13 protein-coding genes are annotated in these 15,576 nt (G+C 72.7%); 10 read left to right on the top strand and 3 right to left on the bottom strand.

What is annotated here, in order from left to right:
• Window positions 1–2 precede the first annotated feature (2 nt).
• Window positions 3–866 carry a hypothetical protein gene (locus G569_RS0125405; protein ID WP_028065520.1) on the top strand — a complete coding sequence of 288 codons (864 nt, stop codon included), beginning with the start codon at window positions 3–5 and terminating at the stop codon, window positions 864–866.
• A gap of 1 nt (window position 867) precedes the next feature.
• On the opposite strand, the gene G569_RS62970 is transcribed toward G569_RS0125405, so the two are convergent.
• A complete protein-coding gene (locus G569_RS62970) occupies window positions 868–1,041 on the bottom strand; it encodes a hypothetical protein (RefSeq protein WP_157592305.1) in 174 nt (57 codons plus the stop codon).
• Between the two features lie 93 nt (window positions 1,042–1,134).
• Between G569_RS62970 and G569_RS0125395 the strand changes: the two genes are divergently transcribed.
• The 3 genes from G569_RS0125395 (at window position 1,135) to G569_RS0125385 (ending at window position 6,648) form a co-directional block, all read left to right on the top strand.
• On the top strand, window positions 1,135–2,364 hold the full coding sequence (locus G569_RS0125395) for a hypothetical protein (protein ID WP_028065519.1): 1,230 nt from the start codon (window positions 1,135–1,137) through the stop codon (window positions 2,362–2,364).
• Window positions 2,365–2,499: 135 nt separating this feature from the next.
• Complete coding sequence (locus G569_RS0125390) at window positions 2,500–4,662, top strand: winged helix-turn-helix domain-containing protein (RefSeq protein ID WP_157592304.1); 2,163 nt, start codon at window positions 2,500–2,502, stop codon at window positions 4,660–4,662.
• An 840-nt stretch (window positions 4,663–5,502) separates the two neighbouring features.
• Complete coding sequence (locus G569_RS0125385) at window positions 5,503–6,648, top strand: PKD domain-containing protein (protein WP_028065517.1); 1,146 nt, start codon at window positions 5,503–5,505, stop codon at window positions 6,646–6,648.
• On the opposite strand, the gene G569_RS0125380 is transcribed toward G569_RS0125385, so the two are convergent.
• The gene (locus G569_RS0125380; protein WP_169542237.1) at window positions 6,638–7,711 is read right to left on the bottom strand and encodes an AI-2E family transporter; all 1,074 of its coding nucleotides are present in this window, start codon (window positions 7,709–7,711) and stop codon (window positions 6,638–6,640) included. The genes G569_RS0125385 and G569_RS0125380 overlap by 11 nt on opposite strands.
• Window positions 7,712–7,858: 147 nt before the next feature.
• On the opposite strand from G569_RS0125380, the gene G569_RS0125375 reads away from it, so the two are divergent.
• Genes G569_RS0125375 through G569_RS0125350 form a run of 6 tightly spaced genes read left to right on the top strand, consistent with a single transcriptional unit; the run spans window position 7,859 to window position 14,453 of the window.
• The gene (locus G569_RS0125375) at window positions 7,859–8,602 is read left to right on the top strand and encodes a phosphodiester glycosidase family protein (RefSeq protein WP_028065515.1); all 744 of its coding nucleotides are present in this window, start codon (window positions 7,859–7,861) and stop codon (window positions 8,600–8,602) included.
• Window positions 8,603–8,605: 3 nt separating this feature from the next.
• A complete protein-coding gene (locus G569_RS0125370) occupies window positions 8,606–10,654 on the top strand; it encodes a phosphoinositide-specific phospholipase C-related protein (RefSeq protein WP_028065514.1) in 2,049 nt (682 codons plus the stop codon).
• Window positions 10,655–10,694: 40 nt separating this feature from the next.
• A complete protein-coding gene (locus G569_RS51445) occupies window positions 10,695–11,312 on the top strand; it encodes a TMEM175 family protein (protein WP_053226960.1) in 618 nt (205 codons plus the stop codon).
• Window positions 11,313–11,369: 57 nt separating this feature from the next.
• Window positions 11,370–11,582 carry a DUF8691 family protein gene (locus G569_RS0125360; protein ID WP_037499009.1) on the top strand — a complete coding sequence of 71 codons (213 nt, stop codon included), beginning with the start codon at window positions 11,370–11,372 and terminating at the stop codon, window positions 11,580–11,582.
• Complete coding sequence (locus tag G569_RS0125355; protein WP_028065512.1) at window positions 11,579–11,776, top strand: DUF8691 family protein; 198 nt, start codon at window positions 11,579–11,581, stop codon at window positions 11,774–11,776. Before G569_RS0125360 ends, G569_RS0125355 begins: the two co-directional genes overlap by 4 nt.
• A 19-nt stretch (window positions 11,777–11,795) precedes the next feature.
• On the top strand, window positions 11,796–14,453 hold the full coding sequence (locus tag G569_RS0125350; RefSeq protein WP_157592302.1) for a winged helix-turn-helix domain-containing protein: 2,658 nt from the start codon (window positions 11,796–11,798) through the stop codon (window positions 14,451–14,453).
• On the opposite strand, the gene G569_RS51440 is transcribed toward G569_RS0125350, so the two are convergent.
• Window positions 14,436–15,575, bottom strand: a complete 1,140-nt coding sequence (locus G569_RS51440; RefSeq protein WP_053226966.1) for a lysylphosphatidylglycerol synthase transmembrane domain-containing protein — start codon at window positions 15,573–15,575, stop codon at window positions 14,436–14,438. The two genes, G569_RS0125350 and G569_RS51440, sit on opposite strands and share 18 nt — an antisense overlap.
• Window position 15,576 lies beyond the last annotated feature (1 nt).

Below are 15,576 nucleotides of genomic sequence, written 5' to 3'. Positions count from 1 at the left end.
CCATGCTCGCCAACACCCTCATCGCCGTCGCCGCCGCCGGATGGTCGATCGGCGCGCCGCCGGCCGGTGACCGCCTGCTCGTCGCCCGCCAGTACGACGGGTGGCAGAAGACGCTCTATGGCCACAACACGCATGACTTCGACGACGCGCCGATCGAGCTCACCGCTTACGACGCCGGGCGTTCGATGTACGACGCGCCGCCGGCCGCGCAGACGACGGTGCACGGGCAGCCCGCCGAGTTCTCCGATCTGACCGACGATGGCGAGACGTACGGGCGGCAGTTGCGCTGGATCGAATCGTCGGGTGTGACGCTCGTGCTGGGCATCGACGGCGGCAAGGACGCCCAACTGGAGACGCTGGCGGAATCGGTGAAGCCAGAGCCGCCCGAGCGCTGGGAGGCGCTGCAGATCGCGACGAGTGCGCCACCGTCCCTCGGGCACCTGCCGGCCGGCATGAAGCGCGCCGTCGTGCGGCGCGGACACGGGTACACGCTCACCGCGCTGCTGCCGCCGGGGTTCCCGGTCGCGCCCGAGGACCGGCGCGCGGCCTGCTATGTCCTGCGATTCCACGGCCACCGCAGCTACGGGTCCTCGTGCAACGATCCGACAAGCTGGAAGCGCGTCGGCGGGACGATCTTCGCGTTCGGCGAGGTGCCGGCCAACGTGCGTCGGATCCGGGTGCGCGGGAGCGGCGTCGACGTCCGCGCCGGAACCGGCCGCGCTCGCGGCTACCCGCTGGCGGCGTTCTACGCGGTCGCCTTGCCCGACCGCGCCTGCTCGGTGGTGGTCACAGGCGGCGGCCGCGTGCTCGGGGAGACCGGCCCGGCCGTCGATGGCTCGAAGGCCGATCGTCGCCGCTGTCGCTGACCTACCGGATCGACGAGCCGTCGTCGTCCCCGAGGATGCGCTTGGCGAAGAAGCGCGCGATCACGACGAAGATCGCGAGGACGACGCAGACGAAGCCCAGGCCGGAGAGGGCGTAGAGGAACTCGCGGATCAGGCCGAGGGTCAGCATGCACGCCCAAGCGTAGGTGCCGGGCATGAGTGCGACCCTCGGGAAAACCCACGGAGGGGGAGGTGGGCGTGCACCTTGGGTGGGTGCGCCGCGAGCGGCGCGGGTACGACGGTGCCTGGCATGCTCGTACTCGCTCCGCCCCCGCAGTTCGCACCGCCGCAGACCGTCGCCCACGTCGCCCAGGACGACGGATCGCCACCCGCGGTGGCCGTCGACGAGACCGGCCGGACGCTGGTCGCGTGGACCGACGATCGCGGGCGGGTCCGGGTGCGGGCGGGCGCGGCCGGTCCGTCGCAGGTCGTGTCGACGAAGCGCTACGCGTCCGGGCCGGCGGTCGCGCTCGCGCCGGATGGCTCCGCCGCGGTGCAGTGGACGCGCTACGGCGAGCACGGACGGCGGACGGTCGAGGTCGCGGTCGCCAAGCCGGGCGGGCGGTTCGGGCGGCCGCAGCGGCTCGTGTCCGTCGTGGCCAATGTGATCGCGGAGACGGTGTTCGCCTCGGGCGGGCGGTTCGCGGTGGTCTGGTGGCAGGGCGTGCCCGGGCACGATCACGCGGTCCGCTACGCGGTGTCCACGAACGGGCGGTTCGGCGCCTTCCAGACGCTCGCGCGCGTCAATGGCAACTGGTCGGTGAGTGCGGCGGCCGCGCCGAGCGGCGACGTCGTCGCGAGCTGGGCCGACACCAAAGGCCAGGCGGCGACCGCCGTGCTCGCGCCGGGGGCGGAGCGCTTCGGCGCGGTGCAGGTCGTGTCGGCCGACACCGCCAGGACGGGCTCGTTCGCCGACCCGCGGGCGTTCGGCGGGCCGGGTGGCGTCGGCGTCGGGTACATCGTCAGCGGCGAGCTGCCGTGGCAGCTGCGGGTGGCGACGCCCGGAGCGGACGGGAGCCTCGTCCCGCGCACGGTCACGACCGTCGATCAGAACAAGGCGGGCACGATCCAGGTCGACGGCCCGCTGCTCGCGCGCCCCGCGAGCGCTCCCGCGGTCGCCGCGTGGAGCGTGACCCGGCTCGCCAACGGCGAGAGCGAGGACGCCGTCGCGGGCCGCGTCGACGCCGCCGTCGAGCAGCCCGACGGCACGTTCTCCGCCCCGGTCCACCTGACGCCGGCGGGGGAGTTCCCGACGTGGTCGGTCGTCACCGCCGCGACGCGCACGGCGGCGGTCGTGCTCTGGCCCACCGGGGAGTACAACCGCCTGCGGCTCCGCTATGCCGTCGGCGCGCCGTTCTCACCCGCCCGGACACTCGCGACCGGCGCCGTCCGCGGCGTCAATGTCGCCTCGGCCGGCGATCACGTCGTCGCCGGCTGGCTCGCTCACGGCGCGATCCGCATCTCGTCGATGACCACGTGACGTGGCGCGTGCGCGTCATTACGATCACGCGCACATGAGGAGGACGAGCTGAGCCTTTCGGTCGCCCCGGGTGAGACGCCCGGGGTCGTCCTCGTCGCCACCAAGCTCCACCCACCGGAGGTGCGCCCTGGCTTCGTGGCGCGTGACGAGCTCGTCACGCGGCTCGCCGAGAGCGCGCCCTCCAAGCTGGCGCTCGTGTGCGCTCCCGCGGGGTGGGGGAAGACGGTGCTCCTGGCGCAGTGGCGGGTCTTCGCGCAGGAGCACCGCCCGTTCGCATGGGTCTCGCTCGACGCGTCCGACGACGAGCCGGTGCGCTTCTGGAGCTACGTGGTCGCGGCGCTGCGGACGATCGCGCCGGGCTTCGGGGGCGCGGTGCTGGCGACGCTGCCCAACACCGGCTCCGCGCTGGTCGAGGCCGTCCTTCCCCAGCTGATCAACGAGCTGGCGCAGCTGCCGGTGCCCGTGGTGCTCGTCCTCGACGACTTCCACGTGGTGCGGGACGAGCGGGTGCTCGAGTCGGTCGCGTTCCTGCTCCGGCACCTGCCGCGGACGGCGCAACTCGCGATCACCAGCCGCGCCGACCCGCCGCTGCCGCTCGCCCGCCTACGCGCGGCGGGAGAGCTGGTCGAGGTCCGGGCGGGTGAGCTGCAGTTCGACGGCGCCGACGCCGACGCGCTGCTCAACGGCTCGCTCGCGCTCGGGCTCGGCCCGGGCGACGTCGAGCTGCTGCGCCGGCGTACCGAGGGCTGGCCCGCCGGGCTCCAGCTCGCCGGGCTCTCGTTGCGCGAGCGCAGTGACCGCAGCGCCTTCATCCGCACGCTCGCCGGCGACGACCGGCAGATCGGCGACTACCTCGCCGAGGTGATCGAGGGCGCGCCGCGGCCGATGCGCGAGTTCCTGCTGCGCACCTCGATCCTCGAGCGGATGTGCGCGTCGCTGTGCGAGGCGGTCACGGCGTCGGGCGATGCCGCATTCCTGCTGAGCGAGGCCTTCCGCTCGAACCTGTTCGTGGTCGCGCTCGACGATCGCGGCCAGTGGTACCGCTACCACCACCTGCTCCGCGACCTCCTGCGCAGTGAGCTGGGGCGGACGGAGCCGGACCTCGTGAGCGAGCTGCACGCCCGCGCGTCGGCCTGGCATCAGCGGGAGGGGGACCTCGACGCGGCGATCGTCCATGGCATCGCCTCGGGCCAGATCGACGCGGCGTCCGACCTGATCGCGCGCCACTGGCAGAAGGCGTGGCACGTCGACCCGCGTACCGTGTCCCGCTGGCTGGACGAGCTGCCCGCCGGCACGATCGAGGCCGATCCGCGCCTGTGCCTGATCCGCGGCTGGACGTCGATGTTCCTGGGCCGCCTGGACGAGGTCGAGCCGATGATCCGCCTGTCCGAGGCGGGTGACCGTGGGGCCTTCGAAGACGACCTGGGCTCCCTCGCCACCAAGGGCGCGCTGCTGCGTGCGTGTGTCGCGTACTTGAGTGGCGAGGTCGGCCGCGCGCACGAGATGGCGGTGCTCGCCGAGAGCGACGGCGCGCCCACGGCGGGCGCGTTGTCCGGGATGCTGATCGGGATGACCCGCTACATGCGGGGCGAGAGCGCCGAAGCCATCGTCCCGCTCGAGCGGGCGCGCGGTCTGATCGCCGGCGGGCCGTTGCGACAGCTGCAGGTGACCACGCTCGGCGTCCTCGCGTGCGCGAAGGCCGAGGCGGGCGACGTCACCGCCGCCGACCAGTTCGCCCTCGAGGCCGAGGCGGTGATCGACGAGCGCGGCTTCACCGAGTCACCCACCGCCTCGCTCGCCCGCGCCGCCCGGGGCATGATCCGCGAGCAGCGCGGCGACCTCGAGGGCGCCGAAGCCGCCTACACCCGCGCCGCCGTGCTCGCCCGCCGCGACGGCTGGCGCATCGACCTCGCCCACGCGCTGTTGCTGCACGCGAACCTGCGCCGGCGCGTCAAGGATGTCGCCGGCGCCCGCTCCCTCGCCCGCGAAGCCCGCCGCGCCCTCGCCACCTGCCCGGACCCGGGCATCCTCGACGAGCGGGTCCAAGGCCTCGAGCGCGCCCTCCAGGTCTCCGCCCCCGTCCGCGGCCCCGCGCTCGCCTTCGACGCCGACCTCTCCGACCGCGAGATCGCCGTCCTGCGCCTGCTGGCGACCGACCTCTCCCAACGTGAGATCGGCTCCGAGCTCTACGTCTCCTTCAACACCGTCAAGAGCCACACCCGCACCCTCTTCCGCAAGCTCAGCGTGACGAGCCGCGCCGAAGCGGTCGCGCGCGGACGCGAACTGGGCCTGATCTAGCGCGACGCTCTTGAGGGGGCGCTGCAACTAGGCGGCCTAACAGGCGGCCAGGCCGACGCACCCCCACCAACCACGCCTCAACGTCATCGTCGACGAGGCGAGGACCGGTTGTGAACTTGCTCAAGGCTTTCTAGCGCGTAAGCAGGCGGAGGGAAAGGCGCGCTGCGAGGCGCTCCGAGCCCGGCGCGCTACCGCCCAGGCGCTGGTTCAGAAGCGGGTGCTGGAGCCGTGCTGTGAGCTCGAGCCGACAGAAGAGTACGTGCTGCCCGCCTTGAAGCGACACGAAGCGAGCTCACGTCGCCTTGCCCCGCCTGGGCGCGGTATCGGTTGGTGGAACCGATCCCGCTGACCGTGCTCGGCCTACGATGTCGACGTGTCCGGGCAGATCTGTCTTCCCGCGCGAGCGGCGGTTCTCCGGTGCCAAGTCACCGTCCGCGGCGAGCGGCTTGTGCAAGGGGCTGAATCGTTCCGCTGGCAGCCGGACGCAGAGGTTTACCGCGCGATCATCGCGGAGGGGGCGTCGTGGGCTCGATGGGACGGACACGCCGACCTGAGTGAGCTCCGAACGAGCGCCGGCCCGTCGGCGATCGGATCAAACGACGACATCGTGGACCGGTCCGAGCGTGGCGTGAGTCCGAGGGGTAGTTCGAGTTTGCTCGCAGGGCGTGAGCAAACTCGAAACACCCCCTCCCGAAGCTCCCCGCGCGGACGCCACAACGGCGGCTTCTCATCCAACTCCACCCGGGTGAATGTGGGGGGTGGGTGATGCGGGGTCACCCAGGGTCCGGAGAGGGTTCCGATCGCAGCAACTCTCCTCCCCGAATCCCCCAAGGAGCCCCCATGATCCATCGTCGCTCGCACGGCGCGCTCGTCGCGCTGGGCCTCTCGGCGCTCGCTGTAGCCGGCGCGCCCGCTGTCGCTTCGGCCGCCTCGGTCGGCGAGGCGTACAACCACTCGCTGAGCTCCGGCTCGGAGAACCTGGGCGGGTACCACATCGGTGGGTACGACACGCTCGGGCTCGCTTCGTTCGACGTCGACGTGGCGGCCAAGGCCACGTGGACGAGCCCGCTCCAGACGATCGTCGGCTGGGACACCGCGAAGGTCCGTCAGGGCGCCGATCTCCCGGTCGCGCGCTCCGTCTCCCCGCTCGCGCTCGGCACGCTGAAGGTGCGCTGGACGCTGACCGGCAACGTCAAGGTGAAGGGCTTCGCGTCGGTCGACATCGGCACGAAGGCGATCGGCGACGACGTCACCTGCCAGCTGCAGACGCTGGGCGGCGGCTACAGCTGCGTCGCGTTCTCGGACGGCCTCCCGCTCATCAAGACCCCGGGCATCCCGGCCAGCCCGTACGTGAAGGTCGCGCTGAAGGCCACGTTCAACGTCACGCCCGAGGGTGTCATCACCAACCGCTCGTTCAGCGTCGACGGCGCCAACGCCGGCAGCGCGTCGAACCTGCCGCTCGGCGTGCTCGCCAACTCCGAGACGATCAAGGTCCCGTGCGGGCCGGTCGGCTCGAGCGTCGGGTACCGCCTGTCGTCGCTGCGCTGGACCCCGGCCGTCGCCGTCACCCAGCAGCCGACGGTGCAGATCGGCCTGATGGACCCGGTCCTCGGCGTGGCCGAGTCGCCCGCCCTGTTCGACAAGCCGTTCGGTCCCGCCATCCACAGCAACCCGACGTTCGAGCTGACCGCGACCGGCCACACGACCGACCTCGGCGACCTGCTGGCGAACAACGTCGCGCCCACGATCGCCCCGCTCGGCGGCTTCTCCGGCAAGGCCGGCGTCCCGGTCGCGTTCTCGGCCGACGTCGACGGCCGCTGCGACATCGAGTCCTACGTCTGGAAGTTCTCCAACGGCACCACGTCCTACGGCGCCGCCCCGACCCGCACCTTCGCGGCGGCCGGCGCCTACGACGGCGAGCTGACCGTCACCGACGCGTCCGGCCTGAAGACCACCCGCGCCTTCACCGTCACGATCACGAAGTAAGGCGCTCGGTAGGAGTGCGCAGCGCGGCCATCCGCTCCGCCCTGGGGCGGGTGGCCTCGCGCACCGCCACCTTGATCACGGCCGCGAACGGGACGGCGAGGATCGCGCCGACGACCCCGAGCAGCGATCCCGCGATCAGCACGGCGACGATCGTCGTGAACGGCGTCAGCTCGACGGCCTTGCGATAGACGATCGGGTACACGATGTAGTTCTCGACCTGCTGGTAGACGAGCTGGACGACGACCATGATCACCGCCTCGGTCGTGCCCACGGTCAGGGCGACGGCGGTCAGGATCACGGCGGCGATCGTCGCGCCGACCTGCGGGATCAGGTCCAGCAGCCCGGTGATCACGGCCAGCACCAGCGGGAACGGCAGGTCGAGGAGGATGCAGGTCGTGTAGGCGACCACGCCCGCGACGATCGAGATCGCGACGTTGCCGATCAGCGACGACGAGATCGCCTTGATCGAGTCCTCGACCACCGGCCGCCAGCGGGTGTCGGTCTCGGGCCGCGTGAAGCCGAAGAGCCAGTCGGTGATCATCGGGCGTTCCATCAGCAGGAACAGCGAGAGGAACGTCAGCGTCACCAGCGAGAGCACCGACCCGAAGATGCCTCCGGCAGCGCCGAGCAGCGCGCTCGCGGCATCGGGGAGGCCGGCGGCGAGGTCGCCGAGCAGCTTGCGGATGTGCTCGTCGGCGTTCGCGGTCGAGGTGATGTCTTGGAACCACGGCTTGGCGGTCAGCTCGTCCCAGAGCTCCGGCAGCGTGTTGACGAACTCGACGATCTCGTCCCACACCGGTCCGGCGGTCGCGAGCACCAACGTGAACACCGACACGAAGAGCGCGGCGAAGACCAGGAGCGACGCGCGCCCTCGGTTCCAGCCGCGCTTGACCATCGCCGCGACGACGGGGTCCAGGCCCATCGCCAGCACCGATGCGAGCAGCACGGAGATCAAGGTGCCGAGCGAGAGCAGCGCGAGCGCCACGACCGCGGCGAAGGCGAGCAGCATGAGCAGCGTGCGCACCGAGACGGTGACCTCGACGACGCTGCGTGTCTCGGCCACGGGCGGCGCCTCGTCCGTCCCTGGGGCGGGGCTGGTCTCCGCGGTCGCCATGATGTCCGCGCAACACTGCCCGAGGCTGAGCCAGAACGCGTCATCCGGACCGGGTTAAATGGCCGTATCGCCCGGCCATCGTCGACCGAACGCCCCGTGGGTCGCTACGCGCTGTCGCGCCGGCGGCTCGAGGACGGGGAGAAGACGACGCTCTACGCGGTCCGCTACCCGCTCGGACGGACCCGCGTGCGGGTCCTGTACTTCCCCCGCCCGCAGCGGCTCGACGTCTGGTGCCGGCGCAGCGGGATCGGCGAGGCGATCGTCGGCGGCTTCTTCGTGCGCGACCCCTACCGCGCGCTGGGCGAGCTGTGGGTGGGCGGGAAGCTCGCCCGCCACGAGCCGGTTGCCGACCCCTACGCGGGCGTGCGCGCGTGCGTCATCTCCGACAACGGCACCGTGCGCTTCGCCGAGCGGCAGTACGAGCCGGAGTTCCCGCCCGGAGACCTCCTCCAGGCCGGGCCGATGCTGCTCATCGACGGCGCGATCGTCTTCGACCGCGGGACCGACCACGAGGGCTTCTCGCACGGTGCCGGGCAGTTCGACTCCGACATCACCGACGGCCGCCACCCGCGTGCGGCGATCGGGGTCGGCCCGCGCGACGTGATCGCGGTCGCCTGTGACGGACGGCGTTCCGGCGTCGACGCCGGGCTCACGATGACCGAGCTCGCCGAGGCGATGCTGGAGCTCGGTGCGCTGCACGCGATCAACCTCGACGGCGGAGGCTCCACGACGCTCGTCCACCGCGGCCATCTGTTGAACCGCCCCTACTCGTCGCAGGACCAGCCCGCGCCGCAGTCGCGCCGGATCGTCAGCGCGCTCTCCTTCGAGCCGGCGGGCTGAACGGTGCGGCGCGCCGCGTCCTGGGTGCTCGCGGGGCTCGCGGCCGCCGCGCTGACGATCGCGGTCGTCGCGCTCTTCGCCCAGCGCAACGTCTTCGACGCCGACGGCTTCGCCGACCGCACGGACCAGACGCTCCAGTCCCCCGCGGTCAGCGCCGATCTCGCCCGCCGTCTCAGCGACGCGGCGGTCGAGGCCTACCCGGACCTCGTCGCGGTGCGCCCGCTCGTGACGAGCGCGGCCGAGGGCGTCGTCACGAGCCCGGCGTTCCGCTCGCTCGTCCGGGCCGCCGCACGCGACGTGCACCGCTCGGTCTTCGACCGCGACGCGAGCACGGTCACGCTGACCGTCGTCGACGCCGGCGTGCTGCTCAACGAGGCGATTGGCCACCTGCGGCCGGACCTGGCGACGCGCGTCCCGTACAACGTGCGCATCGCGCTCACGGGCGCGGCGGAGCGGGCGACGGTCGACGCGCTCGACGTCGCCGAGCGGATCCGCGTGCTCGCGCTCGTCTCCCTGCTCGCGGCGGTGCTGCTCGGCGCGGCCGCGATCCTCGTGGCGCCGCGGCGGCGGGAGGCAGTCATCCACGTCGGCGCCGCGATCGCCGCGGTCGCCGGGGTGGCCGCCTTGGCCGCGACGCTAGGACCGCGGGCGCTCGGTGACGACGCCCTGCGCGCGGTCGCCGAGACCTGGCTCGACCCGCTCGCCGCCTGGCTGTGGGGCCTGTTCGGGTGTGGCCTCGTGATCGCGCTCGCCGCCGGCTCGGTCCTGCAGCCGGTCGTGGTCCTCCCGTCGCTCAGGCGCGCCGCCGACGCGGTCGTGCGCACGCCCGAGCGGCCATGGCTGCGGGTGGTCCGCGCCGTCGCCGCGATCGCGCTCGGCATCGCCGCCGTCGTCGAGCCGCTCGCCTTGCTCGAGATCCTCGTCGCGTTCGGCGGGCTGCTGCTCGTGGTGTACGGGCTGAGCGAGCTGCTTCGGCTCGTCGGCGGCGCGCCCGAGCCACGCATCCGCGTGCGTCGCCGGGTCCCGCGGATCGCCGCGCTGGCGACGCTGTTGATCGGCGGCCTCGCGGTCACGGCGTTCGCGGTCGGCGGGTCGCCGAAGCCCGTTCGCGTCGGCCGCTGCAACGGCGAGGCGGCGCTGTGCGACAAGCGCCTGAACGACGTCGTCTTCGTCGGCACCCACAACTCGATGTCCGCAGACAATGAACCGGGCTGGCTGTTCGCCGCCCAGGACGCGGGCATCGAGCGGCAGCTCGACGACGGGGTACGCGCCCTGCTGGTCGACACCCACTACGGCTTCGCGACGCCGCGCGGCGTCGCCACCGACCTCGACCGCGACTCCAAGAGCCGCGAGAAGGTCGTCTCCGAGCTCGGGGACCGCTTCGTCGACACCGCGCAGCAGCTGCGCACGCGGATCGGCTACACGGGCGACGAGCCGCGCGACATCTTCCTCTGCCACGCGTTCTGCGAGGTCGGCGCCACCCGCGCGCTCGATGCCTTCAAGGGCGTGCACGAGTGGCTGCTCGCCCACCCGGAGGAGGTCCTGATCCTCTCGATCGAGGACGACACCGACGCCGCCGACACCGAGAAGCTGATCGTCGACAGCGGCCTGATCCGCGAGGTCTACACCGGCCCCGCCAAGCCGCCCTGGCCGACGCTGCGCGAGATGATCGACCGCGATCAGCGCGTGCTCGTGCTGATCGAGAACGAACCCGCGGCCGCGCCGTGGATGCACAAGCAGGACGAGGTCGCGCAAGAGACGCCGTACCGCTTCAACAACGTCGCCGAGCTGGCGGCGCCGACCACCTGCGAGCCCAACCGCGGCGGCACCAAGGGCTCGCTGTTGCTCGTCAACCACTGGGTCGACACCTCCCCGGCGCCGCGCAAGACGATCGCGCGCGAGGTCAACGCCGCCGGCTTCCTCGGCCCGCGCCTGGACCGCTGCAAGCGCGAACGCAAGCTCGAGCCGACGATCGTCGCGGTCGACTTCTACCGCCAGGGCGACGTGTTCGCGACGGTCAAGCGCCTCAACGCGGTCACCCCGGCGGGATGACGCCCGCTCATCCTGGTGCGCGCCAGCGTGTGCGCGCCCGATGGAGCCCCGCTGGAAGACCGGAAGACTCGAGGCGTTCAGCGACGGCGTGCTCGCGATCGCGATCACGCTGCTCGTCCTGGACATCAAGATCGACCCTGCCGACCTGGACCACCTGTGGAAGGCGCTCGCCGATGAGTGGCCGTCGTATCTCGCGTACGTGACGAGCTTCTTCACGATCGGCGGCGTGTGGATCGCCCACCACGCGCTGTTCGAGCGCCTGCGCAGCGTCGACTCGGTGCTGCTGCGGTTGAACCTGCTGCTCCTGCTCGCGGTCTCGTTCCTCCCGTTCCCGACCGGTCTGATGGCCGACGCGCTGCGCGAGTCCGCCACCGCCGAGCGCGCGGCGATCGTCGTCTACGGCGCCACCGCCCTGGTGATCGAGCTGCTGATGGCGGCCGCGTCGCGCTACGCCGCCACCCGCCCCGAGCTGCTGCGCGAGGACGTGGCGCCGCATCGGCTGGAGCACAAGCGCGGCGGCGCCCGCGCCGCGCTCTACGGCATCGCCGTCGTGCTCGGCGTGCTGATCTTCCCGCGGATCGCGGCCTTCGGCTACTTCGCGGTCGCGGCGCTCTCGGTGCTCTCGCCGCGCGGCGAGCTCAAGCTCACCCTGCGCTAGCCGGTCACCCTCGCAGGGGGAGGCGGCGTCACACCACGCCGGTCCAAGCTTGCGGTGATGACCCGGAATGTCGAGATCCGCGTCCGCGGCGTGGTGCCCGAGCACGCGGCGGAGCAGCTCGGGCTGACCGCCGTGCCCGCCGACACCGTGCTGCGCGGCGTGGTGGCCGACCGGCCGGCGCTGCTGGGGGTGCTCGACCGGCTGCGCTGCGACGGGCTGGAGCTCATCGACGTGCGCAGGCTTCCCGACCCACCGGATCGATGTCGATGATTTACGAGATCCGTGTCAAAGGCCGCGTGGGCGAGCATCTCGCCGACGCGCTCGGGCTGGCGACGGTCGCCGAGCCGGTCGACACCGTGCTGCGCGGGCCGGTGGACGATCAGGAGGGGCTGCACACCATCCTGGGACGCATCCAGGACCTGGGCCTCGAGCTGGTCGAGATACGCCAGCTTCCATCCGTCTAATCAGTAGTCTCACGCTGACATGCCGGGCGGAGAGCCCGAGTGGGCCCCATCGCTGATCACGCAGTTCGCGCCTCCCCCGCCGCCGTACGGACTGGTGGAGCGCCCTCGTCTGGTCGAGCGCCTGACGCGTGGACTTGCTGAGCCGGTGACACTGATCTGCGGGCCCGCGGGCAGCGGCAAGACCGCGCTGCTGACGTCGGTCCTCGGCCACGACCAGCGGGCGGCGTGGGTCTCACTGGAGTCCGGCGACGACGACCCGGCGCGCCTGTGGGCCGCGGTACTGGCATCGCTGCGGCTGGCGGGGATGGCACCGAGCGGCTCGGCGCTGGCGGCGCTCGCGCCGCCGGTGCGCGACAGCCGCAATCGCTTCATGCCGGTGTTCGTCAACGCGCTCGCGGAGCTCGACGGGCCGGTCAGCCTCGTGCTCGACGACATCCACGTCCTGCGCACGCGCGAGTGCCTGAACGACCTGAGCTTCCTGGTCATGCACGCGCCCTCGCAATTGCGCCTCGTGCTCAGCGCCCGCGCGGACCCGCCGCTGCCGCTGCACGTGCTGCGCGTCCGTGGGCGGCTGACCGAGATCCGCGCCGCCGAGCTCGCGTTCACCGAGTGCGAGGCCGCGGCGCTGCTCGCCGCCCATGACCTCGCGCTGCGGCCGGCGCTCGTCCACGCCCTGTGCACGCGCACGGAGGGGTGGGCCGCCGGGCTCCGGCTCGCCGCGTTGAGCCTGCAGGATCGCGACGACCCCGAGCGCTTCGTGCGCGAGTTCGCCGGCGACGACCGCGTGGTCGGCGACTACCTCCTCGCCGAGGTGCTCGACCGCCAGTCGCCGCGGATGCGCGCGTTCCTGCTGCGGACCTCGTTGGTCGACCGCATCAGCGCCGACCTCGCGGACGCGCTGATCGGTGAGTGTTCATCCAGTGACACCTTGGCCGATCTCGAGCGCACCAACGGGTTCGTGATCGGCGTCGACTCGAGGCGCGAGTACTACCGGTACCACCGCCTGTTCGCCGAGCTGTTGCGGACGCGCGCGCAGCGTGAGCTCGCGCCCGAGCTGGAGGAGCTGCACGGCCGCGCGGCGCGCTGGTACGCGGCCAAGGGGATGGGCTCCGAGGCGCTCCGCCACGCCGTCGGGGCGCGCGACTGGGACCTGGCGGTCGAGCTCGTCGCCGACCATTGGTTCGACCTGTTCGTGCACGGTCAGGGCGACGCGATCCGCGGGCTGACCGACACGCTGCCGCCGGAGCGGTTGACGTCCGACGCGGAGCTTGCGGCGGCGCTGGCCTGCACGGCGTTCGCGGTCGGCCACATGCGCGCGGGCCAGGTGTCCCTCGAGCACGCGCGCGCCGCGGCGGACTCGCTCCCGCAGACCCGCCGGCGCCGCTACCTCGAGACGCTCGCGCTCGCGCGGCTCTACCGCTCCTACCTCGACGGGGACTTCGCGACCGCGCTCGAGGCCGCGGACGAGCTGCTCGCCGAGGCCGCCGCCCACGACGGCCCGCCGGACCTCGCCCGCCAGGCGCTCGTCCACGCGCAGCTCGGCCGGACCGCGCTCTGGACCCATTCGCTCGCGCGTGCCCGCGCCGAGCTGAGGGAGAGCCTGAGCCAGGCGCGCGCCGCCGGCCTGGACTACGTGACGGTGTCGGCGCAGAGCGCGCTCGGGCTCTGCGACGTGATGGAGCACGGCCCGAACGGGGCGAGCGAGGCGCGCGAGGCGATCGCCCTCGCCGAGCGGCGCGGGTGGGTGACCACGTTCGAGACCTCGCTGGCGCACTCGGCGCTCGCGATCGCCGCCTTCTATGACCTGCGCCCCGACGACGCGGCCAAGCACCTCGGCAACGCCCGCGACGCGCTGCGCCATGGCCACTCCCGTCACACCGAGTTCATGCTGGACCACATCGAGGCGCGGATGGCGGGCGCGGCCGGGCAGCACGACGTCGGCCTGCGGGTGCTCGACGGCTACGCCGTCACGCACCGCAAGGGGACGCCGTCGGCGTTCGAGCCGTCATCGCTCGCCAGCATGCGCGCGCGCATGTACGCGGGAATGGGCGACCTCGAGGCGGCGCAGGAGACGCTCGCGCAGGTCGCCGACTCGGAGTGGCTGGACCTGCACGTGACCGCCGCCCGGGTCGAGCTCGCGACCGGCGACCCGCAGGCCGCGCTGACGCGCCTCGCCCGCACCGGCCTCAAGGGCGTGCATGTCGTGGCGACGCTCGAGCGGGTGGTGCTCGAGGCGATCGCCCGCGAGAGCGTCGGGGAGCCGGGGCGCGCGAGCGAGGCGCTCGAGCGCGCGCTGGACATCGCCGAGCGCACCGGGCATCGCTGGACGTTCCTGGAGGGCGGCCGCCGCGTCGAGGCGCTGCTGCGCCGCCAGATCCGCTCCGGGACCGCGCACCGCGCGATCGCGGGCGAGCTGCTGCTCGCGTTCGAGGACCGCGACGGCGAGCGGCGCCCGGTCGCGCCGCTGCTGGAGCCGTTGAGCGAGCGCGAGTGCGCGATCCTGCGCTACCTCCCGACGACGCTCTCCAACCGCGAGATCGCCGCCGAGCTGTTCGTGACCACCAACACGGTCAAGACCCACCTGCGCAGCATCTACCGCAAGCTCGACGTGGGCCGCCGGCGCGAGGCCGTCGACCGCGCCCGCGAGCTGCGCTTGTTGTCAGCCGGCCGGCGCTGACCGCGCGCGGCTCGCGCGCGAGTGCAGCCCGAAGGCGAGCAGCCCGAGCGGGAGCGGCAGCCAGTAGGAGAAGAGCCGGTAGGCGAACGTCGCCAGCACGGCATCGCCCGCCTTCACGCCCGCCAAGGCGAGCATCGCCGTCAGGCCCGCCTCCACGAACCCCAGCCCGCCCGGCGTGATCGGGATCTGCGCCAGCAGCTGCGCGCCGCAGAACGCCAGCAGGACCAGGCCCGGCCGCGGATGCGAGCCGATCGCCGCCAGCGCCGCCATCAACGTCAGGTAGTCGAACGTCCAACGGCCGACCGTGGCCGCCAGCGCTCGCTTCCAGCGCGGGCCGAGCGTGGCCAGGATCCGGTCGCGCTCGCGCAGGAGGCGGTCCGGCAGTTGCCGCAGCGGCTCGGCCTTGCGGCGCATCCGGTTGCGGACGCGCTGGATCTGACGGCCGATCCACGCCAGCGGGCCGTCGGTCGAGAGCAGCAACGCGCCGACGCCGCTCGCCACGAAGAAGATCACCAGGCCGGCGATCGCGATCTCGAGCAGGTTGCGGTCGACCGCGCCGCGCAGGAGCGCGGGGATCGCCAGCACGGGCAGCGCGAGGACGACCGCGAACACGAGCAGGTTCACGACGGTCAGCGCCGACACGGTCGCGGTGGGCGGCAGGCCGGACTGGACGAGCATCTTGTACTGCAGCGCCGAGCCCATCGCGCCGCCGCCCGGCGCGACCTTGGCGAGCGCGTTGCCCGCGAGCTGCGACGTGATCACGGGGCCCCAGTGACGGGCCTGCAGCGCGACGTACTGCAGCGCCCACAGTGACGCCAGCGAGCACGCCTGCAGCGCGGCCATGCCGAGCAGCTGCGCGGCGGAAAAGCGCGTGATGTCGCGCCAGGAACCGAGCACGTCGACGACCGAGGGGAACACCAGGTACAGCGAGATCCCGGTGATCGCGACCCAGAACACGGTGCGGCCGATGCGACGGCGCGGCTGCGCCTGCTCGATCTCGACCGCGACGTCGGTGCGCTGCTCGATCGCGTGCTCGAGCCGGTCGCCGAGCGTCTCGTGTGGGCGTTCGGTGGACGTGCGCCAGACGGTAACGCGTGGGGGAGCCCGAAAGCTCCCCCACATC

It is taken from the genome of Solirubrobacter soli DSM 22325 (assembly GCF_000423665.1).
Lineage (GTDB): Bacteria > Actinomycetota > Thermoleophilia > Solirubrobacterales > Solirubrobacteraceae > Solirubrobacter > Solirubrobacter soli.
This window is presented reverse-complemented; position numbering and strand designations above follow the sequence as displayed.

Coding starts and splice junctions, on each gene's coding strand:
- G569_RS0125405 (WP_028065520.1), top strand. CDS start 3: ATGCTCGCCAACACCCTCATCGCCGTCGCCGCCGCCGGATGGTCGATC.
- G569_RS62970 (WP_157592305.1), bottom strand. CDS start 1,041: ATGCCCGGCACCTACGCTTGGGCGTGCATGCTGACCCTCGGCCTGATC.
- G569_RS0125395 (WP_028065519.1), top strand. CDS start 1,135: ATGCTCGTACTCGCTCCGCCCCCGCAGTTCGCACCGCCGCAGACCGTC.
- G569_RS0125385 (WP_028065517.1), top strand. CDS start 5,503: ATGATCCATCGTCGCTCGCACGGCGCGCTCGTCGCGCTGGGCCTCTCG.
- G569_RS51445 (WP_053226960.1), top strand. CDS start 10,695: ATGGAGCCCCGCTGGAAGACCGGAAGACTCGAGGCGTTCAGCGACGGC.
- G569_RS0125360 (WP_037499009.1), top strand. CDS start 11,370: ATGACCCGGAATGTCGAGATCCGCGTCCGCGGCGTGGTGCCCGAGCAC.
- G569_RS0125355 (WP_028065512.1), top strand. CDS start 11,579: ATGATTTACGAGATCCGTGTCAAAGGCCGCGTGGGCGAGCATCTCGCC.
- G569_RS0125350 (WP_157592302.1), top strand. CDS start 11,796: ATGCCGGGCGGAGAGCCCGAGTGGGCCCCATCGCTGATCACGCAGTTC.
- G569_RS51440 (WP_053226966.1), bottom strand. CDS start 15,575: ATGTGGGGGAGCTTTCGGGCTCCCCCACGCGTTACCGTCTGGCGCACG.